This window comes from Neobacillus sp. SRL179, assembly GCF_984799095.1.
On sequence record NZ_OZ481792.1, the window covers coordinates 3,510,981 to 3,533,255 of the forward strand.

The following is a 22,275-nucleotide window of genomic DNA, read 5'->3' on the forward strand; positions in this document are numbered from 1 at the left end:
ACGTTCACCCCTCAGACTTTCTAATTATACAGGAGCAGATTCCACTATTCAATAAAAAGAAAAAACCGCAGACTTTCTGCGGTTTTTTCACAGTATAAAAATATTAGATTCAACTTTAAGAAATGTCCAGCTCCAGTGCCCAGCAGCTAGTGTACTTCGCTCTTCTCCCTACGATAAGTCAACATCGGATCGCTATCGCTCTCCGTGTTTCCTTTATCTCAGTCGAAGCGCTCCAGTCCATACGCTGCTAAACGGGCACTTACGCTTTTCTAGACTTGTGGTTGGTCAGAGTATTTTTTCTTTTCTTTGACCGTTTTAATAGTGCCTTTCTTTTTAAGCTCGCGGGTTTTTAACACATACCAAAGCGGTCCAGCGATACAAATGGAAGAGTAGACACCAACCAATAAGCCGATAAATAAGGCGATTGAGAAGTTGAAAATGGATTCATTCCCAAAAATCATCAGTGCCACGGTCGTGATTAGAACCGTTAATACAGTATTAACAGAACGGGTCAGGGTTTGACGGATACTTGTATTTAACACATCGGCAATATCAGAATCTGTTTTAAGACGTTTTTTCTTATGCATATTTTCGCGCATCCGGTCGAATGTAACGATGGTATCGTTAATCGAGTAACCGACAATTGTTAAAACGGCCGCAATAAAGGTCAAGTCTACTTCTAGTCTTGTAATACTGAAGAACGCAATCATGAAGAAAGCATCGTGCAATAGTGAAGCAATTGCTGCAATCGCCATCGAGAATTCAAAACGAACACTGACATAAATAATGATTCCAATTGAGGCAAGTAATAAGGCGATAAAAGCGTTTTTGGCTAATTCTTTTCCGACCACAGGTGAAACCGTACTTACGTTTGGTTCGGAACCAAATTCCTTTTTAAAATCCGATTTTAACTTAGCGATTTCATCTTTTTTGAGAACACCAACAAAACGAGCCGAGCCACGTTCCTTGTTATCCCCAGATATCACAATGTCATCGGTTTTTAAATTGTGGTCCTCAAAAGCTGCTTGTACTTTTTCAGTAGTCAATGGTTTATCAGATAATACTTCAACACGCGTTCCACTTGTAAAATCGATTGCAAGGTTCAAACGGAAGACAATAAGAATAATTAAACCTGCAGCAATCAATATACCTGAAATAAGGAAAAATTTCTTTCTAGGTTTGACAAAATCCAATTTATCAAAGCGAGTAGGCAGATCTAATGTATCGTAATTTTCAGCAATATCATGGATATCGGATTGTTTCACTCCAAACCAACTTGGTTTATTTTTAAAGAGATTGCTGTGAACCCATAAGCCTAACAGTAGACGTGCACCGTAAACTGAAGTTAAAAAGCTCATCAGAATACTAATAATTAACATCGTCGCAAATCCTTTTACAGAGCTTGTCCCATAGAAGAAGAGCACAGCTGCTGTAAGAATTGTGGTTAAGTTAGAATCCAGAATCGATGTAAAGGCATTTTTTTCACCAGCTTGGTAAGCTGATTTAATCGATTTCCCAACCTTAATTTCTTCTCGTATCCGTTCATAGGTGATGATGTTGGCATCGACGGCCATTCCAATCCCGAGGATAATCGCCGCGATACCCGGCAAGGTCAGGGATCCATTCATCCAATCGAAAATTAATAGAACTAGATAAGTAAAGATTGATAACGTAATCGTTGCAATAAACCCAGGGAAACGGTAGTAGAAAATCATAAACAAGAAAATGATGGCAACGCCGATAATTCCTGCTGTAACAGTTTCAGTTAATGCCTGTTCCCCAAACTTAGCGCCAACAGAAGTTGAATACACTTCATCCAGCTTAACTGGTAAAGAACCGGCATTTAAAAGTGATGCCAAGGATTGGGCTTCAGTTGTCTTAAAACTACCAACGATTGAGACCGTATCTTGATTAAAAATTTGTTTTACAGTTGGAGCTGATAAGAATTTAGGATTTGGTTTCGTTACCTCTTCCTTAAAGGAGTCTTTGCCTTCTTCAAAATCCAGCCAAATGACAAGGACATTGTTTGGTGCCATATTCATAATTTCTTCGGAGACTTTACGGAATTTATCGGCACTCTTTAATGTTAATGAGACACTTGGTGCACCACTTTCATCGAAAGTTTGCTTTGCTCCGCCTTGTTTCAAGTCAGAACCGTCCATCATCAGACGGTCATTAGCATCACGGAAAGTTAAATTAGCCTGAGTAGACAATATCTCACGCGCTTTATTTTGATCCGTAACACCAGCAAGTTGAACACGAATCCGTTTATTTCCTTCAATCTGGATGTTTGGTTCACTTACCCCAAGGACGTTAATCCGCTTATCAAGCGCTTCAGCCGTACTTGCCATTACATTTTTGTCAATCTTTTGACCTTTCTTGGCTGGTTTTACATCATATAAAACTTCGAAACCACCCTGGAGATCTAATCCCAGCTTAATGTTGTTCAGGATGTTCTTTGTTGTTGCTCCTATTGTACTTCCTATAATAAGGACAATAAGAAAGAAAGCAATAATTCTACTACGCTTTACCATTATGTAATGTTCCTCCTTAATGCACGTGCCTTAGCACTTAACGTAAAAAGCATTATATATAAATAATAAAAAAAGTCGCTGTTATTATTATGAAATAAGTTGGATAGGCTGTCAATTTACAAAAAATGAATATATTCTTACTTATTTTAAAAGTTCTTTTAATTCATCCTCATTATCAAAAGAAAACTCCGTCGTTTTATAGGCCTCAATGGTCGCAAAGCTCACATAATCACTTGCCTTTATCGAGAGAATATCCTGGATAATTTCGTAAAGTCTCATTTCACTTTTTACCTTTTTCCACTTTTTCTTTACTAAGAATTCCCAAAAAGCCCCTTCTGACACAGAATCAATCCCTAACAGGCGAAATTCTCTAAGTTTACTCGCAATTGCAGGTTGAACTTGGGTACGAAATTGTTCGTTTACGTGACTATAATCCATCTCTCTGCCTCCTAGAACCCAATAAGGTCCTCTTTTAATTGAGCCATTTCCAAAAAGCTAATAGTACTTGTCATGCTTTGTCCACCTTAAGGCATATAGTTAATTGTATATGAATTCTTCTTATTTGAGAAGGTGGGAACCTAAATGTCAAAGTTTTTAAAAGGGACTTTCATCCTGTTAGTGGCTGGCTTTATTACGAGAGTCCTAGGGTTTATTTATCGAATCGTTTTAGCCCGCAGCATTGGTGAGGAAGGCGTCGGCTTATATATGATGGCATACCCAACGTTTATTCTAATGGTAACGATTATGCAGTTAGGTCTTCCAGTCGCCATTTCTAAAAATATAGCCGAAGCAGAAGCCAAAGGGGATTATGCAGAAATTAAAAAAATACTGGTTGTTTCCCTTTCCATCACGGTGGGCTTATCAATTATCATTACACCTGCCTTGATTTTACTTGCACCCATTCTATCCACGACACTCTTTACCGACCCACGGACCTATTACCCATTAATTGCGATTGCACCGGCAATCCCGATTATCGCCATCTCGTCTGTTTTACGAGGGTACTTCCAAGGGCGGCAAAACATGCGACCATCCGCGATATCGCAAGTTCTAGAGCAATTTGTGAGAATCACCTTAATCGCAACTGCCACAAAAACATTTCTTCCCTATGGGGTGGAATATGGTGCAGCAGCGGCAATGGGCGCATCTGTCCTAGGGGAATTACTCTCACTCATTTACCTATTAACTATGTTTAAATTAAAAAAGCGCTTTAGGCTCAGAAAAAATTTCTTTCAACACATTCATAAAGGAAAACGGACGCTCAAAGATCTATTGGAAATTGCCTTACCTACAATGGGAAGCAGAATGATTGGTTCTATTTCTTGGTTTTTTGAGCCGATTGTAGTAGCTCACAGTTTAGCCTTGGCAGGAGTAATTGCCGTGAATGCCACAAAACAATACGGTGCCCTAACTGGATATGCCATGCCGCTGTTAATGCTTCCATCGTTTGTTACTTTTTCTCTGGCGACCTCACTTGTTCCTGCAATCAGTGAGGCTAATTCCCAAAGAAATTTTAAATTGATTGAATACCGCCTCCAGCAGGCATTACGATTTGTATTTTTATCAGGCGGGCTTGCTGTTATTGTCCTTTATGTATTGGCAGATCCACTCATGCAGCTCATGTACGGCTCAACAAAGGGCTCCTTCTTTATCCGCCTCATGGCTCCGTTCTTTATTGTCTATTACTATCAAGGTCCCTTACAAGCTGTTTTACAAGCTTTAAATTTAGCCCGGGCGGCAATGATTAATAGTCTGATTGGAGCGGTTGTGAAAACAGCGGTCATTTTTTTACTAGCCTCCCAAGCCTCTTTCGGGATTACTGGCGTAGCGTTAGGCATAATAGTTGGTTTTGTGTTGGTGACTGGACTTCATTTTGCCACCGTGTTAAAAAAGGTTTCATTTTCCTTCATTATTCGGGATTATATCAAAGGGTTTCTAGTGATGGGGGCATCCGGTTGGATCGGTTATTGGGTATATAACCACATCTTATTAAGCGAAAGTTTAATCATCCGAGTCATTACCACGACATTAGCCATGACCATTTCTTATTTCATTATGCTGATTTTATTCCGACTGATAAAAAAAGACGAGCTTAAACGCATTCCATGGATAGGTCATATTTTTGCTTTTTAAAGACCAAATGCACATGAAATGAAAAAGAAGACATGCACTTGATGGCGTGTCTTCTTCTTAATGTTCGTCCAATAGGTCAATGTAGAATTTCCCATTTTCATAGCTGCAGAAGGAAATTCTTTTAATATCTCGATATCCCTTTTTTTTCAGTTCCTGCCGAAGCCATAGATTCGTTTTATTTATTCTTTTTAGATTTTCCTCATTAATTTCTCCATCCATGATTAAAGGTATCGTAATATCACCTTGTTTTGCTTCATCCTGGCTTGTCTCTAATTTTTCTATCACTGACAAACTTCCTGACGATTCTAAAATGGCAAATTCTACGTCGGCAATACTACGTATATCCTTCTCTCTAAGTTGAGTCATTAAATCATCAAAATTATATCGCTGCTTTCGCATGGCATTTTCATCAATCTTCCCCCTATTAATAATGATGATCGGCTGCCCGTCCATGAGATCACGGAACTTCTTACTTTTTAATGAAATAATGGCTGTGGTAATTTGAATGGCCATTAAGACCAACATTGGGACCATTGTGTGCAGCATGGGCGTACGATTATTTTCAATTGCGACTACCGCCATTTCACCAATCATAATGAACACCACTAGATCGAGGATACTCAATTCGCCAATTTCTCTTTTCCCCATAATACGGAAAATAACTATGATGAGGATATAAAAGAATATGGTCCGAAATACAATCGATACAAACTCCACTATTAGTCGCCCCTTTTTTTGCATTCAAAAATAGTATTTGCATTTGAGATCTTTTAATGAAAGGGAAAAAAATCCAAGCTGGTTTTCAAATGGGTAAGGAAGCAAATTTATATTCTAACTTTCGCTAACCTTGAATACGCTTGTACTAGGAACAAACTGTCTCAGATGTAAAAAAGGACAGAAGTTCAGTATTAAAGACACAGGAGGGGGAGAGTTAAAATCGAATCGAAAAGTTTTGGGACATCCATTCTGTATGGATTGCTATTCATCTTTGTTTTTGCCGTCCTATGCAGCTTAATTTTTGCATTTATTCTTAGATTCACAGCCGCTCGGGAAGGATCACTTCAATATGTGATTACAGCTTTATCATTTATTGGACTATTTGGAGGAGGCTTTCTTTCTGGGGGAAAACGAAAGGAAAGAGGCTGGCTTATCGGCGGCTTAACAGGGCTCATTTATTCCATCGTTGTCTTTTTGTTTCAATACCTTGGATATGACCGTCTGTTTGATGCAGAGCAAGTCATTTATCACACCTGTTACACCTTAATCGCAATGATGGGTGGTATTTTAGGGGTGAATATTTCCACCAACAATTCACGGAGATCTGCTTAGAAAAGCGGAAGCGCCCTGGAACTTCTTACCTTACGAAAAAGAGGAAGCCTTTTTGCTGGCTTCCTCTTTTGGCATTATTTTGTTAAGTTTACGCTTCCCTCACTAGCGCTTGAGCTGGGGCTAGATTCAGTCACTTCACGAATGGCAGAGCGATCATAGGTGAGACGGCTGCCGTCACCACATTTAATCACTACTTTGGATTCGTCAATGGAATCTACGAAACCATGAAGACCGCCAATCGTGACAATCTTATCACCTTTTTTTAATTCGCTTTGCATGTTAGCAACCGCCTTTTGACGTTTTTGCTGCGGGCGAATCAATAAGAAGTAAAATAACACAAACATTAAAATCAATGGAATGATTGTACCAAAACCTTGCATCTTGTTTCCCTCCTTTCCAAAATGGTTCTATTAGAAATTTTTCGCGTTAGGTTTATTAAAACCATAACGTTCAAAAAACTCTTCACGGAAATCACCAAGCCGGTCTTCCATAATGGCTTGTCTGACCTTCTCCATTAATCTTAACAGAAAATAGAGATTATGATAAGACGTTAAACGAATTCCAAAGGTTTCATCACATTTAATTAAGTGACGAATATAGGCTCTGCTGTAATTTCGGCAAGTGTAGCAATCGCAATCTGGATCGAGCGGTCCAAAATCCCGCGCATATTGGGCATTTTTCACGACAAGACGACCCGTGCTAGTCATCAATGTACCATTTCTTGCAATCCTTGTTGGCAGCACACAGTCAAACATGTCAATTCCGCGAATGGCGCCATCTATTAACGAGTCTGGAGAACCAACCCCCATTAAATATCTAGGTTTATTGGTTGGTAATAATGGTGTTGTAAACTCAAGCATCCGATTCATGACATCCTTTGGCTCACCAACAGATAATCCGCCAACGGCATAACCAGGAAAATCGAGGGATACAAGGTCGTTAGCGCTTTGTCTGCGAAGTTCTTCGTATTCTCCCCCTTGGACAATCCCAAATAAACCTTGATCCTCTGGACGTTGATGGGCGTTTAAACAACGTTCAGCCCATCTGGAAGTCCGCTCAACGGATTTCTTCATATATTCGAATTCTGCAGGATATGGCGGACACTCATCAAACGCCATCATAATATCTGAACCGAGGGCATTCTGAATTTCCATGGCCTTCTCTGGTGATAAAAATAATTTCTCACCGCTCATGTGGTTACGGAAATGAACCCCTTCTTCTTCAATTTTACGGAATTCACTTAAACTGAACACCTGAAAACCGCCGGAATCTGTTAGGATAGCCCGGTCCCAATTCATGAATTTATGAAGGCCGCCAGCCTCCTTGATAATTTCATGTCCTGGTCTAAGCCATAAGTGGTAGGTATTACTTAAAATAATACCTGCACCCATCTCCTTTAGATCTTCTGGTGACATCGTTTTAACGGTTGCCAATGTCCCAACCGGCATAAAAGCAGGTGTATCAAATGATCCGTGCGGAGTGTGGACTCTGCCAAGCCTGGCCCCCGTTTGTTTACAAGTTTTAATTAATTCATAACGAATCGCAGTCAAATTTTTGTCTCCTTCCTTCTGCAAAGCCTAACTAACTCAGACAATAAACATGGCATCGCCAAAGCTGAAAAAGCGATAGCGCTCAGCAACAGCGGTATTGTAGGCGTTTAAAATATGTTCTCTTCCGGCCAAAGCGCTGACGAGCATAATCAAGGTTGATTTTGGCAGATGGAAATTGGTAATCATTCCATCAATCGCTTTAAATTCGTAACCAGGATAGATAAATATACTTGTCCAGCCGCTTCCCTCCGTAAACTTCCCATCATTTGCGGAAGCGATGGTCTCTAGGGTCCGCGTTGATGTCGTCCCAACGGTTATAATTCTGCCGCCCTTGCTTCTTACATCATTTAATAATTGGGCCGTTCCTTCCGTTACCATATAAAATTCAGCGTGCATATCGTGCTCTAACACGTCATCCACACTTACAGGGCGGAACGTACCAAGCCCCACATGAAGCGTAATAAACGCAACATGGACGCCTTTTGCTCGGATTTCATCTAACAAAGTTTCGGTAAAGTGAAGTCCAGCCGTTGGAGCTGCAGCTGATCCAGGTTCACGCGCATAGACTGTTTGGTAACGGTCATTGTCTTCTAACTGCTCTTTTATGTATGGCGGCAGCGGCATTTCCCCTAACTGGTCTAACACCTCGTAGAATATCCCTTTATATTTAAATTCGAAGACTCGGCCGCCATGATCGGACGTCCCTGTGCAAACAGCGGTAAGAAGGCCGTCGCCAAAATCAAGCTCGGTTCCTTCCTTCACTCGTTTTGCCGGTTTAACAAGTGTTTCCCACTGATCTCCTTCAAGCTGCTTTAACAATAGGACTTCAATTTTGGCACCAGTCTCTTTTTTGACACCAAAAAGGCGTGCTGGCAATACCTTTGTATCGTTTAATACAAGGCAATCCCCTTCACGCAAATATTCCGTTATATTTTTAAACACTTCATGCTTAATTTCGCCAGTTTGTTTATCTAAAACCATTAACCGGCTGTCTGTCCGATTTTTAAGCGGAACTTGTGCAATTAATTCTTCTGGTAAATGGAAATCAAATAAATCTACTTTCATCTAAAACACACCTTACTTTATTGATATCTTACTAAAATAAAAAATAGGAAAGTGGTTATTCCATCGGCACCTCCATGCCAAAATGGTGATAAACCGCTCCCGTTACCACCCTTCCACGAGGGGTTCGCTGCAAAAAGCCAATTTGTAATAAATAGGGTTCGTATACATCTTCGATTGTCTCTGCCTCTTCACCAATGGATGCAGCTATGGTATCAAGACCAACCGGACCGCCGCGGAATTTTTCAATAATTCCTTTTAGAAGCTTATGATCAATATGATCAAGCCCGAGACGGTCAACCTGTAACAGTTCTAATGCTTCTCTAGCAAGTTTAAGGTCAATTGTACCATTTCCCTTTACTTGTGCAAAATCTCTCACCCTGCGAAGCAACCGATTGGCTACCCGAGGGGTTCCCCTTGCTCTTCTTGCAATTTCTGCTGCTGAGGGTTCATCAATTTCCGTATCAAACAAATCAGAGGTCCTCATCACTATGCTCTTCAACTGATCTTCTTTATAATACTCAAGCCTGCTTAAAACACCAAATCTGTCCCGAAGCGGGGCGGATAAGGAGCCTGCTCTCGTCGTGGCACCGACAAGTGTAAACGGCGGGAGGTCGAGGCGGACAGACCTGGCACTTGGCCCCTTCCCGATTACGATATCAAGACAGAAATCCTCCATTGCCGGATACAATACCTCTTCGATCGTTCGCGGCAGACGATGAATTTCATCAATAAATAAGACATCCCCTGGCTCAAGAGCGGTGAGAATAGCCGCTAAATCACCAGGCCGTTCAATCGCTGGACCTGAGGTAGTACGAATATTTACACCCATTTCATTGGCAATAATGACAGCAAGCGTCGTCTTTCCCAAACCAGGGGGACCATAGAGAAGAACATGGTCGAGGGTTTCCTTTCGAAGCCTTGCCGCCTGTATAAAAATTTCAAGGTTCTCTTTCACCTGATTTTGTCCAATGTATTGTTTTAAGGTTTGCGGACGCAGGCTTTGTTCAATACTAATCTCACTTTCGTTTACTTCACTTGAAATAATCCGCTCTTCCATCCATCATCACCGCCTATTTTAAAAGCCGCTTAAGTGCATTCTTAATATATTGGTCCGTTGAAAGCTGTTCTTTTCGTAATTCAGGGGAAATCTTTTTAATTTCTTTATCCGAATAACCCAGCGCTTTTAAAGCCAAGATGGCTTCTTCAAGGGCTGTATTGCCAGCTTGTGTATGCAGCGGAAGTTGATCAGCATTGAATAGATTGGGAAAGAAATCTGGAACGATATCCTGCAATTTCCCCTTAAGGTCAAGGATCATTTGCCGGGCCGTCTTTTTGCCGACTCCAGGGAATTTCACCAAAAAGCTCTCATCTTCATTTTCAATCGCATTGACCACTTGTTGTACTTCACCGGAAGCAAGGATCGCTAAAGCTCCTTTAGGACCGATTCCAGAGACATTTAATAATTTTGTAAACAATCGCTTCTCTTCTCTTGTTTCGAATCCATATAAAGCGATAATATCTTCTCGCACGTAATGATAAGTATATACTGTGACCATTGTTTCCATCTTACCCGTATAAATAAACGGATTAGGTGTTGAGATTTGATATCCGATCCCATTATTTTCAATGACAATGTATTCAGGTCCGACAAACTCAACGTTTCCTTTTATAAATTCATACAATCGTATTCTCTCCCTAATTGAACCCACATCGATTGGACCGCTGTGAAAATTCAGGCTATCTTTCATTTTATCATAAGTAAAGTTGGGAGTTGAAGAAAATCGCTTTTTAGAAAAAAGTCGAATAATTCAGTATGTCAGGGCGGAAAGATTCGATTCGCAAATAAGATAGTTAGATTCGCAAATAGAATCATGAAATTCGCAAATAAATCCGCTGGATTCGCAAATAAAACGAAAAAAATCGCAAATAAAACGTCAAAAATACAACTTTTAAATCAAAAAAACAGGCTGATGTTGTTCCATCAGCCTGTTTTCGGTATCAAGCTATTCTTTTTTCACTGAATATGGCTTAAAGGTCTCTAATACTTCAACATAATTATCTTTTGTTTTAATCGGGATGCCCTGAATGAGCTCCTCTTGTTTTTTACTTTCTAACTTTTTGATATCTATTTGAAAAAAGGATTGAATAATTCTTGATTGTCCTGGCCTGCCATTGAAAATCGTCAATATCCCATCATCCGTTACGCCAAAAAATCCATGAGATTTCAGCAATGGGGATATATCGTCCACTTGTTTTCGAAAGACAAACGTCGAATCCTCAATGTCAATAAGCCGCCATTGGTCATATTTTGCCCAAAAGTTTTCCATCGTCCAACACGTTTCGTGAACTACCTCTTGACTGATTTCTCCATCAAGATATACCCTTTCTAAAATAACCGTCATGTTTAGTGGCTGCTTGTCTGGCTGTGTTTGACCATTTTCCTGTTGGGCAGCAGAGCCTGTTATAAAACTTCCAGGTACTCTACCAATAAACATGAAGAGAATAACAGCAAATACGGCTACGGCAAACCGAACCATTGCTATCCAATTGACCCTCATGTTACTCACCTCTTATTGTTAATAATTGAACAATATTTACAGTACTAGTTTAGCCTTATTTTGCCTTTTTATCCTACCATAAATAAAAGAAGACAAAGCCCGAAGCTTTGCCTTCTTCAAAATAAGGTCAGATTAACTGCCACCCTTTTCTCGCTGAAAATCATTATGATTGTTTCGGTCACGGCCTAGTGTTCCTTCATCCGTAAGGACGGTTACTGTTCGTCCATTGGCATAAGGCTTTACCGCTTTTTTAATGGCGCTTTTTGTTTCAGCTGCCTTGTCTGGATCGCGTAACTTTACTGACACGATTACCGTATTTCCATATGCCACTGATCTAATATCCTGAACATTGTTGATATCAGCAACAGTGTTTCTTATGTTCTCAGTAACATGATCTTGAAAGTTCGGATTCGTTGCCACACCATTTTTTCCATTTTTAGTACTCAAGTGACCATGGTAATTCATATCACTTGTGCTAAACCGATTATCCCGCTGGAAAAAGTTTTGATCCTTAGATGCCCTTGGGGTCGTTGGATTTTTGGGATTGCCATTTTCATCTCTGGTTTGCATTTGTCTTCTATTTTGTTCAGTTATGGACCTGTCTTCATCACCTAGATTGTGGTCCATTATATCCGTTACAGCACCATCATTATCCCTTAACAGCTCATAATCATTATTAGGATGGTTTTCATTCGAGTAATAACCCATTGGTACCGAATTATTACTCACACCCTTACCATTAGCACATCCCGCTACACCGAAAATTAATGCCGCGGAAAGAGGAATCATCCACTGTTTCTTGATCAAGCGAAAAACCCCCTCGAGTAACATCCTTTGAGCAAAATTACATGCTCGTTTATAGGGTGTTAATTTCGAAAGGTTTTCATTCGGTCATAAATTATTTAACTTTTTCCTGTACTTGTTTAATAAATTTTTTCCGTGTGTAAAACTGATTAACAGATAGATCCAGAACTTGTCGTAATTTCACTTGGTCATTATAAGATTTTTCGCGTATGAGCCGATTCCATTCACGAAAAATATCAGCTGGATAGGCTAATGCATATAAAAAGGCATCTTCCTGTAAATAATTTCGCATTTGTTTCAACCTTTCGAGCTTCTCAAATGACCATTCCATATAGGGCAGAATACGATTGGCATATTGTAAATAATCAAAAGATGGCGGACCAATACTAATTAAGTCAAAATCAATTAAATGTAAATCTCCATTCCTGTCCCTTAAAAAATTATGATGGGCAACATCACCGTGAAGAATAACAAATGGTTCTTTTTGAAAAAAACTTCTTTTTTTCTCCATACCATTCAGCGACCAGTTTGCCCAAGCCACCATTTCTGAGAGTAATCGTTCATTGACAAAATAGTGTAAAAAGGGCAGATTCTTTTTAAAAATATGGAGTCTCTCAGCCCATTTTGCCATTAGATGACCTTTGGGGAGCAAGGTTCGATACCGGCTTTCAAATGTTCCTGTTGTTTGGTGGAAATGGTCTAACAGATCGATTCCTTCTTGACGATTTTTATGAGTATGGAAGGAAAAGGCTGTCTTATTTGGAGGGATGTATTCCATGCATCCATAGTAGATGCCTTCAAAAAATAGTTGTTCTTTTACAGGGTGCTGTAAAAACAAATAGGTTTTTGAAAATCCTTCTTTTTTTAGTGTTGCAGTAAAAGCCTCTTGGAGTCTAAGCCGTTTATTGTTGGGATACCCTTTTACCATGTAAGTATTTTGATCTGTTTTAAGGAGAAACACGGATGACCTTATTGGAACCAGCTCGAGGATGGGTTCATAAAATTGCAGCTGAAAATAAGAGAGGAGACGATCAAAGAAATCATCGTCTCCTGTTTGGTTGATGGGTCTATTAATTGCTTTCATCACGGTAACCCGGCATTCCGAAAGGATTGGTGCCCGATGGTCCCATACCATATGGATTCATATATGGTGGTTGTGCTACATTAGCTGGTCCCGTATATGGGGCACTATATATCGGTGGTGTCGGCGGCACAAAAGGTGTTGGCGCCGGATTTGGAACCATTCCTGCTGGCTGCATCTCTCCACAACCACAATCTCCACCTGAACTTGTTGGTATACTTTGTGTTGGATAGCTTTGCATAAACGGCACTTGACCGCCGGCAACTGGATTCATTAAATCGGATGATTCAAAATCTTGTACGCCCATCACTTGTGGTCCAGAACCACCCATTTGTGGATAACCGTAAGGCGTTCCACCGGTTCCTCCCATTCCATATGGATTGCCCATACTAGGTGTTCCATACATCATTCCAGGCATTCCAGACATAGGCTGGTTCATCTCAACTGGATTTTGGGATGGATACGCACCTCCTGACCCCGCCATCGGAAAACCTGTTGTTCCAGGGTTTCCATGATAACCGGCTGGCATTTGATCATATCCCATTGGCATCTGACCTGTTCCTATCGGCATTTGGCCATATCCCATTGGCATTTGACCATAACCTCCTGGCATTTGGCCATAGCCCACTGGCATTTGACCTGCTCCTGTCGGCATTTCTCCGTAGCCCATTGGCATTTGACCTGCTCCTGTCGGCATTTCTCCGTAGCCCATTGGCATTTGACCTGTCCCTGTCGGCATTTCTCCGTAGCCCATTGGCATTTGACCTGTCCCTGTCGGCATTTCTCCGTAGCCCATTGGCATTTGACCTGTCCCTGTCGGCATTTCTCCATATCCCATTGGCATTTGGCCAGTTCCTGTCGGCATTTCTCCGTAGCCCATTGGCATTTGACCAGTTCCTGTCGGCATTTGGCCGTAGCCCATTGGCATTTGACCATAGGCCGCTGGATCCATCATTGACTGTTGGAATCCTGGATTTTGTGCACCCATCATGGTTCCAGGAGCGTAGGCCGGATTCATAACAGGCATTTGCGGCATATACGATGATGATTCATCATGGAAAAATTGTGCTGGCATCACGGATGCTCCTGCCACTTGTGGTGCCATTCCAGGAGTACCATGAATCATACCAGGCTGTTGTGCAAAAGCTGCCCCAGTCATTGGCTGATATGGCATTGGCATTGGCGGACATGGCATAAATGACTGCATCGGAATTCCTCCACCAAATGGCGGGCAGAAACCAGGACCAGGCATAACAGGTGTCACAGGGACACAATAATCCTGCGGCGGCGGTGGTGTCTCTATTGGCATTTCTTTAGCTGGTGGGGGGACCATGTTAGTCATGTTTGTTGTATAATAATTGTTAATGTCGATTTCTGGAATGATTTGCAGCGGCATTTTTGGAGTATAAGGTGTTTTTGGTGTTTCTTTAATAGGTTGTTCTTTGATTGGTTGTTCCTTTGCAATAGGTACTTCCTTAATGGGTACCTCTTTGATTGGTACTTCTTTAATAGGTACTTCTTTAATAGGTACTTCTTTAATAGGTACTTCCTTAATAGGTACTGCTTTAATTGGTGCTTCTTTAATAGGTACTGCTTTAATTGGTGCTTCTTTAATAGGTGCCTCTTTAATAGGCGCCTCTTTAATAGGTGCCTCCTTAATTGGTGCTTCTTTAATTGGTACTTCTTTAACAGGTTTCTCCTTAACAAACGGTTGCTCAGCAATGGGCTTTTCTTTCTTGACTCCTAAGTTGATTGACGTTCCCGGGTGAGAACCAAGCGGTACTTCTTTTTTTATGGAACCGCCTGTCGTTGGAACTTTTATTTTCATTCCGGGCATAATCATATCAGGGTTGCTGAGCTGTGAATTCATCTTTTTCAGCTCTTCAAAATTCACGCCGTACTTCTTGGCGATCTTCCAAAGAGTATCCCCTTTCTGTACGATATGGATCTTCACTCTGATTTCCCTCCTATGGCATAAGTCCATATAGTGTATGTGAAAATGGGCAAAGTGCTAACATTCTTCAAAAAAACTTATGCTAGCTTTCCTAAAAATATGATTTGTAAACCGTCCAAATAAGAGCTGCTATATCAATAAGGACAAATTTTAAATTTATTTTTTTGTATGATAAAATGAAGTATCATACCGAATGAGGAGCGTTTTTTACATATGGAACAGAGAAAGATTCTTGGGGAAGATCGGAGAAAGTTTATTTTGCAATTGCTTAAAGAAAGCCCTGTCCCCATTACAGGGAGTGAATTAGCGGAGCAAACGAATGTAAGCAGACAAGTCATTGTCGGAGATATCACCCTCTTAAAAGCAAAAAGTGAACCGATTATTGCCACTAGCCAAGGGTATATTTATTTAAAACAGAGTTCGAACATGCCAGTTTTTGAGCGGACGATTGCCTGTCAACACACCCCAAAGGAGACAGAGAGAGAACTCAATTTACTAGTCGATCATGGCGTTTTAGTTAAAGATGTAAAAATTGAACATGCGGTTTACGGAGATTTAACCGCCTCTATTATGGTGTCCAATCGCCAGGAAGTAAAGCAATTTTTAAAAAGGCTGCAAACGACTAAGGCTTCGTTATTATCAGAGTTAACCGGCGGCTATCATTTACATACTCTTTCCGCCTCTAGTGAAGCAGCACTTGATAAAGCAGAGGCCTCACTAAAGACAGAAGGAATTTTGATTGAATAAGGAAAATGACCTGGAGCAATTCCAGGTCATTTTTTTGCCCGAAACTCATCCTAAAACGTTACAGGCGGGCATAAGTATCTTTTTTTATGACCGTGCATCTCTTAAAAATCGGGTTGAAGGGCATAAGTATCTTTTTTTGTGACCGTCCACCTTTAAAAATCGACTGGCCGGGCACAATTATCTTTTTTTGTGACCGTCCCACCTCTAAGAATCGACTTGGCGGGCAGAATTACCTTTTTTTGTGACCGTCCACCTCTAAAAATCGACTCGACGGGCAGAATTATCTTTTTTTGTGACCGTGCACCTCTAAAAAATCAGTTGGGCGGGCACAATTAATCCAGATTCACCATCGTAGAAGGATAGCTTCCTAAAACTCTTACGCCGCAGCCAAGTGCTTCTAACTCGGCAATCGCCCCCGGAATTAATACGTCATCTAGCTTCATTTCAAGATCGATAATGAAAAAATAATTACCAATACCTGTCTTCATCGGCCGTGATTCAATTTTAGAAAGGTTTAATTTCCTCCAGGCAAAAGCAGATAACACTTGATGAAGGGCACCAGCTTGGTCTGAAGGCAGTGTGATCATCAATGTGGTTTTATAGCGAGATGAACCGCTGATGGCTTCAAAATCAAAATCATTCTCCGATAAAACAAAAAAGCTTGTATGGTTATAGTCAAAATCATGAATATTCTTTTGCACAATGGTCAAACCATATTCTTTTGCAGCTAGTTCATTCGCAATGGCTGCGACGTTTTGATCCGGCTGTTCCATCACCATTTTCGCTGCCGCAGCGGTAGAATAAACACTTTCAATTGGAACACCTTTAAAATGATTATGTAAAAATTTATGGCACTGGGCGATCGCATGGGAATGACTATATACCTTGCTTACCTTCCCCCAGTTATCCTTGTTATCCGGATGGACCATTAAATGCTGCTTGATAGGGAGTGTAATTTCTCCCACGATTGGAATTTGCACAACGTGAGTTAAATAATCAAGCGTAATGTTGACGGAACCTTCAAGGGCATTTTCAACTGGAACCACAGCTAAATCTACCTTATGGTCACCTATGGCATCCATACTTTCAGGAATAGTTTGAAACGGTACCTGTTCATATCCTTGAAAAACTTTACTCACTGCCAATTCTGTAAATGTTGCTTTGGGACCTAAATAACCCACTTTCATTTCTTCCCCACTCCCCTTTTTTAAAAATTTTGACTTTGATAAATGTCGAGCTCCAGGCCATATGCCGCCAGTCAGTGTACGTCGGCTTTTCTTAAAAAGAAAGCTGAGAGCAGGCTAAGCGGATTCTCACCGCTATGCACCTGTTCCCAGCACTTCTACCTTCTCGACAAATTCAAGTTTTCTTAATTCCACAAGTAAATCATCGAGCTTTGTAGTGATATTCGATGTGTTTAAAGATAATGTCACATTGGCCCTGCCTTGAAGCGGTATTGTTTGGTGAATGGTCAGGACATTACAGCCTGACCCCGCCACCACACTTAACAAGCATGACAATGTACCAGAGCGATCCTCCAAATGAAAGAATAAGGAGATGATTTTCTCCTTTTGAATGGTTGAAAAAGGAAACACCGTGTCTCTGTATTTATAAAAGGCACTTCTGCTCAAATCCACTTTAAGAACGGCATCCGCAATTGATTCCGCCTTTCCCCTTTCGAGCATTTCCTTTACTTCAAGCGTTTTCTTCATCGCTTCCGGCAAAACATCCTCACGGACCAAATAAAATTTTTTATCAAAATTATCCATTTACACTCTACCTCGATCTCTAAAAAAACGTAACAGGCGTATAAGTAGATTATTCGCTAGTCGGCACCCCGCCCTTTTGACTACTCAATAAACTCAAATTCAAATTCCATTAATTTGACGATATCCCCATCTTTTGCGCCCCGCTGTCTTAAGGCATCATCTACCCCAAAACCACGCAGCTGACGTGAGAATCGGCGAACAGATTCTTCTCTTGAAAAATCAGTCATCTTAAACAATCTTTCTAACTTTTCGCCGCTAAGAACAAAAGAGCCGTCCGGATCTCTTGTAATGGTAAACGCATCAGGGTCTGCCTCATGTTTATATAATACACGATGAACACCGGTTTCCTCTTCTTCATGCTCAAGCGGAAATTCAGGAGTTTCCTCAATTTTATCGGCAACCGCATATAATAATTCGCGTAATCCTTTACGAGATAAAGCAGAAATTGGGAAGATAGGGAAATCTTCTTCCAGCTGTTCTTTAAACTTTTTCAAGTTTTCTTCCGCATCAGGCATATCCATTTTATTGGCGACAATAATTTGCGGACGCTCTGTCAACCGCAAGTTATACTCTTTTAATTCTTTATTAATGGTCAGATAATCCTCAAATGGGTCTCTGCCTTCTATTCCCGCCATATCAATCACATGGACAATGACTCTTGTTCGTTCAATATGCCGTAAAAATTGATGACCAAGGCCAACGCCTTCGCTAGCCCCTTCAATTAATCCCGGCAGATCGGCCATAACAAAGCTTCGGCCATCTTCCGTTTCGACCATACCAAGGTTTGGCACAATCGTCGTAAAGTGGTAGTCTGCAATTTTAGGCTTTGCTGATGAAACAACTGATAACAAAGTTGATTTTCCGACACTTGGAAATCCAACAAGACCGACATCAGCGAGCAATTTTAATTCAAGAATAACATCACGTTCTTGACCAGGTTCACCATTTTCAGCAAACTCTGGTGCTGGATTTGCAGGTGTGGCAAACCGAGTATTGCCTCGGCCGCCTCGACCGCCTTTAGCAATAATAGCCTGCTGTCCGTGCTCGACTAAATCAGCAATAACCTCATTCGTTTCTGCATCCATTACGACGGTACCGGGCGGCACCTTAACAATCATGTCGTGTGAGCCGCGACCGTGCATGCCCTTTGACATACCATGCTCTCCGCGTGGTGCTTTAAAATGGCGCTGATAACGAAAATCCATTAAAGTCCGCAAACCTTCGTTCACTTCGAACACAACATTAGCGCCCTTACCGCCGTCTCCGCCGGCCGGACCACCATTTGGAACATATTTTTCACGACGAAACGCGACCATACCATTGCCGCCGTCTCCGCCTTTTACATAAATTTTGACTTGATCGACAAACATCTAATTCCTCCAGTCTTACATATATGAACTAAAAAATTTAATGGGCAGGAATAAACACCTCTAAGGTGAATTCGTTTTCCAAGAACTCCTTCACCAGCACGTCGATTGACGACTTTGTAAGAAATGCATCAATCAGTTCCTTTTTTATTATTATCCCGCTAAAATCAAAAAAGAAACGAACACCATTTGATTGCGGTTCAATGGTAATCGATAAATTATTCTCTTGAAACTGCTCAATGGCTTGATGCAAACATGAAAAAAAGGAGGTTGTCCAATTTGTCATGATCACATCATCCACCATGACCGATTCAGGGTCAAGAAGTACTTCATATTCTAGTTTAAAGGAATAATTTTCCCAATTAGATCTTAGGAGCAGCGCAGCAAACAAGGGCATATGTAAATTTGAAAGCTTTGTCTCATGCTGAGATTCGATTACAATTTCATCAATGACTTGTTTAGCTCGGTCAATCCGATTTAAATCCAAGTTCCCTTTTATTAACTGCAGCTTGTTTAACCAATCATGCCGTGAGTGCCGAAGCACCTCGACGATATCCCATTCTTTCCCCATACATACACTCCCACATTAAAGTGTTGGACACTGTTTGCTGTAAGTATATCAAAAAAACTTTGGTGAGTAAGCTAATTTTAACAATTGAGTTGGTTTTAGAGGCAAAAGTGAGCTTTTACGAAGTAGTTTCCCTGGAGTATAAATCGAAGGTACACATTCGCTATTCAAAAAGAAAACTCTAACCAAACAGGTTAGAGTTTCCTTTTGATGTTAACTTTAAGCTTCTTGAGCTACTGGATAAACACTTACTTGTTTACGGTCACGACCTAAACGTTCAAATTTCACAACGCCGTCGATTTTAGCAAATAGAGTGTCGTCTCCGCCACGGCCTACGTTTTCACCTGGATAAATCTTTGTACCGCGTTGACGGTAAAGGATTGAACCACCAGTTACGAATTGACCATCTGCACGCTTAGCACCAAGGCGCTTTGCGATAGAGTCACGTCCGTTCTTTGTAGAACCTACTCCCTTTTTAGATGCAAACAACTGAAGATCTAATTTTAATAACATGTTATTCCACCTCCTGCTTTTTGAAGGTTATTTTTATGTGACTTCCGTATTCTTCTTCTATCGTTTGTAATGAAATAATCATCCCTTCAAGAAGAAGCTGCACTTTCTCAAATATATCTTCCCTGAGATGATCAGGAATGACACAGCGGAGAAAGCCATCTCCTTGCTCAATCACGGGTGTAACGCCTGTTAAAGCATGTACCGCATTAATTGCACCGATAGAGACAGCGGATGCGCCTGCACAGACAATATCCTTGCCTCGATCAGCAAAAAAGGCATGACCACTTATTTTAAACGAATGAATAAATCCGGATTCGATACGAGTAATCGTAACATTAATCATCTAGGACTCAGGCACCTTACGCGTTGATTTTTTCGATGACTACTTTAGTGTAAGGTTGACGATGACCTTGCTTCTTACGGTTGTTTTTCTTCGCTTTGTACTTGAAAACAATGATTTTCTTTTGACGGCCTTGTTTTTCAACTTTAGCTGTAACAGTAGCACCTTCAACAACAGGGCTTCCTACTTTTACATTTTCACCGCCAACGAAAAGAACCTTGTCAAAAGTAACTGTTTCACCAGCTTCAACATCTAATTTTTCAATGTAGATAGCTTGGCCTTCTTCGACTTTAATTTGTTTCCCGCCAGTTTCGATAATTGCGTACATGAACTGCACCTCCTTAATAGACTCAGACTCGCCATACACAGGCGTCTTGCGCAAAGAACGCAAAAGCTTAGTACCTGTTCTGTGCGGTTGTAGCACGGGTGCTACAAACATAACATTAAAATCATACATAATTTTAGCGAATGTGTCAATAAAAACTTAGGCAAATCACAAAACAGTCGACTCTTTTTGCGAAATCTCCTCATCATCACCAAATTGCTTCAATAAATAATAAGGCTTAGCCGTAGAGGTTATCGAAAAATAAAGCTTTAAATGAAGAAGATCTTCCAGCACCTCTCTATGGGCTTCATTTGTTCCTAATAGTGCCTCTTTCACTTCAGTCGTAGTCTCAATAAGGATGGCGTCGAAATCGGCATGGCGGTGCTCTAACAGCTCTCTCTCCAGCCGAAAGGCAATCGTCTCTGCACTAAGGATGCGCCCTGTCCCCTCGCAGACCGGACATTTCACCTGCAGAGCCTCTGACAGGGTAACCTTTGTCTTCTTCCTTGTCAGCTGCAGGATGCCAAGCGGTGTAAACCCAATCAGCTTCGTCCGCTTCTCATCTTTACTCAATTCACGCTCCACCGTATCAAGAACCGCCTGCTTGTCCTGATCACGTTTCATATCAATAAAATCAATCAGAACAATCCCGCCAATATCACGAAGACGAAGCTGCCGGACAATTTCCTTAGCGGCCAGCTGATTCGTTTTCAGGACGGTATCCTGATAATCCGCCTTGCCTGAAAATTTCCCTGTATTCACATCAATAATCGTCAGAGCTTCCGTTTCATCAAAAATAAGGTATGCCCCTTTATCAAGCCATACAATCCGTTTTAGAGCTTTGTCAATTTCATGCTCCACTTGATGGGCAGAAAAAATATTCTCTTTAGCATGGTAATAGGTAACCCTCACTTTTGCATTAACGGGCTCAAGTATTTTCTTGACCGCAGCATCGTCCACGATCACTTCACCAGACTTCATTCTGCTCACATGTTCCATAATCATTTCAATAAACGTATCTTTTTGAAAAATGATCCCAGGCTTTTTTAACGAGACTGTTTTTTGCAACAGCTCTTGATATTGCTCCCGCAAACTAGTCAGCTCAGCAAGAATTTCATTTTCATCACTGTAGATGGCAGACGTTCGAAAAATGAGGCCTTCCTCTTCCGTCTTCAACCGGTTTCCAATTTGACGAAGCGCTGTTTTTTTCGATTCGGCAGCTATCCTTTTTGAAACAGCCACGTAGCGTCCCTGGGGCATATAAATAAGCTGACTCCCCTGAATTTCAATAACGCCCGTCACTTTTGGACCTTTGGTGCCCGTCGCATCCTTATCGACTTGAACTAGCATTTTTTCACCTTGATGAACATAAGAAGAAATATTCTTTTGTTTATCCGCAGCTAAAACATAGGCCGGGAGAACGTCGCGGTGCAGATAGGCATGTTTCCCCTCACCTATGTCAATAAAGGCCGCATTCATCCCTGGTAATACCTTAGTTACGGTCCCATAATAAATATTACCGACCAGCGAACGATGTTCTGGTCGGTCCATGACAATATGTTCAACACGGTTGTCCCGCAGGTAGGCAAATCGTTTTTCCCGTGCTGTGTAATTTACAATTAATGTTTCCAAACCATG

23 protein-coding genes and 1 other annotated feature are annotated in these 22,275 nt (G+C 41.0%); of the genes, 3 read left to right on the forward strand and 20 right to left on the reverse strand.

All coding sequences use genetic code 11. From position 1 onward, the window contains the following. Window positions 1–269: 269 nt before the first annotated feature. The gene (secDF, locus tag AC4E8C_RS17425; RefSeq protein ID WP_490207925.1) at window positions 270–2,534 is read right to left on the reverse strand and encodes a protein translocase subunit SecDF; all 2,265 of its coding nucleotides are present in this window, start codon (window positions 2,532–2,534) and stop codon (window positions 270–272) included. 141 nt (window positions 2,535–2,675) lie between these two features. Then, complete coding sequence (locus AC4E8C_RS17430) at window positions 2,676–2,972, reverse strand: post-transcriptional regulator (protein WP_490207926.1); 297 nt, start codon at window positions 2,970–2,972, stop codon at window positions 2,676–2,678. Window positions 2,973–3,116: 144 nt separating this feature from the next. Here AC4E8C_RS17430 and spoVB point away from each other — a divergent pair, with 144 nt between their 5' ends. Then, window positions 3,117–4,667, forward strand: a complete 1,551-nt coding sequence (gene spoVB / locus AC4E8C_RS17435; RefSeq protein ID WP_490207927.1) for a stage V sporulation protein B — start codon at window positions 3,117–3,119, stop codon at window positions 4,665–4,667. A gap of 57 nt (window positions 4,668–4,724) precedes the next feature. Here the strand turns inward: spoVB and AC4E8C_RS17440 are convergent, their stop codons facing one another. Continuing rightward, window positions 4,725–5,387 (reverse strand): DUF421 domain-containing protein, encoded by a 663-nt coding sequence (locus AC4E8C_RS17440; protein ID WP_490212600.1) that lies wholly within the window; start codon window positions 5,385–5,387, stop codon window positions 4,725–4,727. Window positions 5,388–5,633: 246 nt separating this feature from the next. On the opposite strand from AC4E8C_RS17440, the gene AC4E8C_RS17445 reads away from it, so the two are divergent. Then, window positions 5,634–5,996 (forward strand): TIGR04086 family membrane protein, encoded by a 363-nt coding sequence (locus tag AC4E8C_RS17445; RefSeq protein ID WP_490212601.1) that lies wholly within the window; start codon window positions 5,634–5,636, stop codon window positions 5,994–5,996. 74 nt (window positions 5,997–6,070) lie between these two features. Here the strand turns inward: AC4E8C_RS17445 and yajC are convergent, their stop codons facing one another. The 9 genes from yajC to safA all read right to left on the reverse strand — a co-directional run bounded on the left by yajC (window position 6,071) and on the right by safA (window position 15,008). Next, complete coding sequence (yajC, locus tag AC4E8C_RS17450; RefSeq protein ID WP_490207928.1) at window positions 6,071–6,376, reverse strand: preprotein translocase subunit YajC; 306 nt, start codon at window positions 6,374–6,376, stop codon at window positions 6,071–6,073. A gap of 30 nt (window positions 6,377–6,406) precedes the next feature. Further along, window positions 6,407–7,546: a tRNA guanosine(34) transglycosylase Tgt gene (gene tgt, locus AC4E8C_RS17455; protein ID WP_490207929.1), complete on the reverse strand. Its 1,140-nt coding sequence runs from the start codon at window positions 7,544–7,546 to the stop codon at window positions 6,407–6,409. A gap of 36 nt (window positions 7,547–7,582) precedes the next feature. Continuing rightward, the gene (gene queA, locus AC4E8C_RS17460; protein WP_490207930.1) at window positions 7,583–8,611 is read right to left on the reverse strand and encodes a tRNA preQ1(34) S-adenosylmethionine ribosyltransferase-isomerase QueA; all 1,029 of its coding nucleotides are present in this window, start codon (window positions 8,609–8,611) and stop codon (window positions 7,583–7,585) included. Window positions 8,612–8,666: 55 nt separating this feature from the next. Continuing rightward, window positions 8,667–9,668 (reverse strand): Holliday junction branch migration DNA helicase RuvB, encoded by a 1,002-nt coding sequence (gene ruvB / locus AC4E8C_RS17465; RefSeq protein WP_490207931.1) that lies wholly within the window; start codon window positions 9,666–9,668, stop codon window positions 8,667–8,669. 13 nt (window positions 9,669–9,681) lie between these two features. After that, window positions 9,682–10,293, reverse strand: coding sequence for a Holliday junction branch migration protein RuvA (gene ruvA / locus AC4E8C_RS17470; RefSeq protein ID WP_490207932.1), 612 nt, complete (start codon window positions 10,291–10,293; stop codon window positions 9,682–9,684). 321 nt (window positions 10,294–10,614) lie between these two features. Further along, window positions 10,615–11,169: a BofC C-terminal domain-containing protein gene (locus tag AC4E8C_RS17475; protein WP_490207933.1), complete on the reverse strand. Its 555-nt coding sequence runs from the start codon at window positions 11,167–11,169 to the stop codon at window positions 10,615–10,617. Between the two features lie 132 nt (window positions 11,170–11,301). Next, entirely contained in the window at window positions 11,302–11,976 is a 675-nt protein-coding gene (locus tag AC4E8C_RS17480; RefSeq protein ID WP_490207934.1) for a YhcN/YlaJ family sporulation lipoprotein, read from the reverse strand. Window positions 11,977–12,067: 91 nt separating this feature from the next. After that, window positions 12,068–13,057 carry a phosphotransferase gene (locus AC4E8C_RS17485; RefSeq protein ID WP_490207935.1) on the reverse strand — a complete coding sequence of 330 codons (990 nt, stop codon included), beginning with the start codon at window positions 13,055–13,057 and terminating at the stop codon, window positions 12,068–12,070. Further along, complete coding sequence (gene safA, locus AC4E8C_RS17490) at window positions 13,044–15,008, reverse strand: SafA/ExsA family spore coat assembly protein (RefSeq protein ID WP_490207936.1); 1,965 nt, start codon at window positions 15,006–15,008, stop codon at window positions 13,044–13,046. The genes AC4E8C_RS17485 and safA overlap by 14 nt, the downstream gene beginning before the upstream one ends. A gap of 213 nt (window positions 15,009–15,221) precedes the next feature. Here safA and AC4E8C_RS17495 point away from each other — a divergent pair, with 213 nt between their 5' ends. Next, window positions 15,222–15,755, forward strand: a complete 534-nt coding sequence (locus tag AC4E8C_RS17495; RefSeq protein WP_490207937.1) for a transcription repressor NadR — start codon at window positions 15,222–15,224, stop codon at window positions 15,753–15,755. Window positions 15,756–16,087: 332 nt separating this feature from the next. Here the strand turns inward: AC4E8C_RS17495 and pheA are convergent, their stop codons facing one another. The 8 genes from pheA to AC4E8C_RS17535 form a co-directional block, all read right to left on the reverse strand. After that, window positions 16,088–16,942: a prephenate dehydratase gene (gene pheA, locus AC4E8C_RS17500; protein WP_490207938.1), complete on the reverse strand. Its 855-nt coding sequence runs from the start codon at window positions 16,940–16,942 to the stop codon at window positions 16,088–16,090. Window positions 16,943–17,074: 132 nt separating this feature from the next. Continuing rightward, window positions 17,075–17,524 carry an ACT domain-containing protein gene (locus AC4E8C_RS17505; protein WP_490207939.1) on the reverse strand — a complete coding sequence of 150 codons (450 nt, stop codon included), beginning with the start codon at window positions 17,522–17,524 and terminating at the stop codon, window positions 17,075–17,077. Window positions 17,525–17,604: 80 nt separating this feature from the next. Beyond that, entirely contained in the window at window positions 17,605–18,894 is a 1,290-nt protein-coding gene (obgE, locus tag AC4E8C_RS17510) for a GTPase ObgE (RefSeq protein ID WP_490207940.1), read from the reverse strand. 37 nt (window positions 18,895–18,931) lie between these two features. Continuing rightward, the gene (locus AC4E8C_RS17515) at window positions 18,932–19,462 is read right to left on the reverse strand and encodes a Spo0B C-terminal domain-containing protein (RefSeq protein ID WP_490207941.1); all 531 of its coding nucleotides are present in this window, start codon (window positions 19,460–19,462) and stop codon (window positions 18,932–18,934) included. Between the two features lie 216 nt (window positions 19,463–19,678). Next, complete coding sequence (rpmA, locus tag AC4E8C_RS17520; RefSeq protein ID WP_101652028.1) at window positions 19,679–19,972, reverse strand: 50S ribosomal protein L27; 294 nt, start codon at window positions 19,970–19,972, stop codon at window positions 19,679–19,681. A 1-nt stretch (window position 19,973) separates the two neighbouring features. Beyond that, a complete protein-coding gene (locus tag AC4E8C_RS17525; protein ID WP_490207942.1) occupies window positions 19,974–20,315 on the reverse strand; it encodes a ribosomal-processing cysteine protease Prp in 342 nt (113 codons plus the stop codon). Between the two features lie 16 nt (window positions 20,316–20,331). Further along, window positions 20,332–20,640, reverse strand: coding sequence for a 50S ribosomal protein L21 (rplU, locus tag AC4E8C_RS17530; RefSeq protein WP_490207943.1), 309 nt, complete (start codon window positions 20,638–20,640; stop codon window positions 20,332–20,334). A 14-nt stretch (window positions 20,641–20,654) separates the two neighbouring features. Beyond that, window positions 20,655–20,739 (reverse strand) — a sequence feature (ribosomal protein L21 leader region). A 66-nt stretch (window positions 20,740–20,805) separates the two neighbouring features. Further along, window positions 20,806–22,269, reverse strand: coding sequence for an Rne/Rng family ribonuclease (locus AC4E8C_RS17535; RefSeq protein WP_490207944.1), 1,464 nt, complete (start codon window positions 22,267–22,269; stop codon window positions 20,806–20,808). Between the last annotated feature and the right edge of the window lie 6 nt (window positions 22,270–22,275).

Coding starts and splice junctions, on each gene's coding strand:
- secDF (WP_490207925.1), bottom strand. CDS start 2,534: ATGGTAAAGCGTAGTAGAATTATTGCTTTCTTTCTTATTGTCCTTATT.
- AC4E8C_RS17430 (WP_490207926.1), bottom strand. CDS start 2,972: ATGGATTATAGTCACGTAAACGAACAATTTCGTACCCAAGTTCAACCT.
- spoVB (WP_490207927.1), top strand. CDS start 3,117: ATGTCAAAGTTTTTAAAAGGGACTTTCATCCTGTTAGTGGCTGGCTTT.
- yajC (WP_490207928.1), bottom strand. CDS start 6,376: ATGCAAGGTTTTGGTACAATCATTCCATTGATTTTAATGTTTGTGTTA.
- queA (WP_490207930.1), bottom strand. CDS start 8,611: ATGAAAGTAGATTTATTTGATTTCCATTTACCAGAAGAATTAATTGCA.
- ruvB (WP_490207931.1), bottom strand. CDS start 9,668: ATGGAAGAGCGGATTATTTCAAGTGAAGTAAACGAAAGTGAGATTAGT.
- AC4E8C_RS17475 (WP_490207933.1), bottom strand. CDS start 11,169: ATGAGGGTCAATTGGATAGCAATGGTTCGGTTTGCCGTAGCCGTATTT.
- AC4E8C_RS17485 (WP_490207935.1), bottom strand. CDS start 13,057: ATGAAAGCAATTAATAGACCCATCAACCAAACAGGAGACGATGATTTC.
- AC4E8C_RS17495 (WP_490207937.1), top strand. CDS start 15,222: ATGGAACAGAGAAAGATTCTTGGGGAAGATCGGAGAAAGTTTATTTTG.
- pheA (WP_490207938.1), bottom strand. CDS start 16,942: ATGAAAGTGGGTTATTTAGGTCCCAAAGCAACATTTACAGAATTGGCA.
- AC4E8C_RS17505 (WP_490207939.1), bottom strand. CDS start 17,524: ATGGATAATTTTGATAAAAAATTTTATTTGGTCCGTGAGGATGTTTTG.
- obgE (WP_490207940.1), bottom strand. CDS start 18,894: ATGTTTGTCGATCAAGTCAAAATTTATGTAAAAGGCGGAGACGGCGGC.
- AC4E8C_RS17515 (WP_490207941.1), bottom strand. CDS start 19,462: ATGGGGAAAGAATGGGATATCGTCGAGGTGCTTCGGCACTCACGGCAT.
- rpmA (WP_101652028.1), bottom strand. CDS start 19,972: ATGTTATTAAAATTAGATCTTCAGTTGTTTGCATCTAAAAAGGGAGTA.
- AC4E8C_RS17525 (WP_490207942.1), bottom strand. CDS start 20,315: ATGATTAATGTTACGATTACTCGTATCGAATCCGGATTTATTCATTCG.
- rplU (WP_490207943.1), bottom strand. CDS start 20,640: ATGTACGCAATTATCGAAACTGGCGGGAAACAAATTAAAGTCGAAGAA.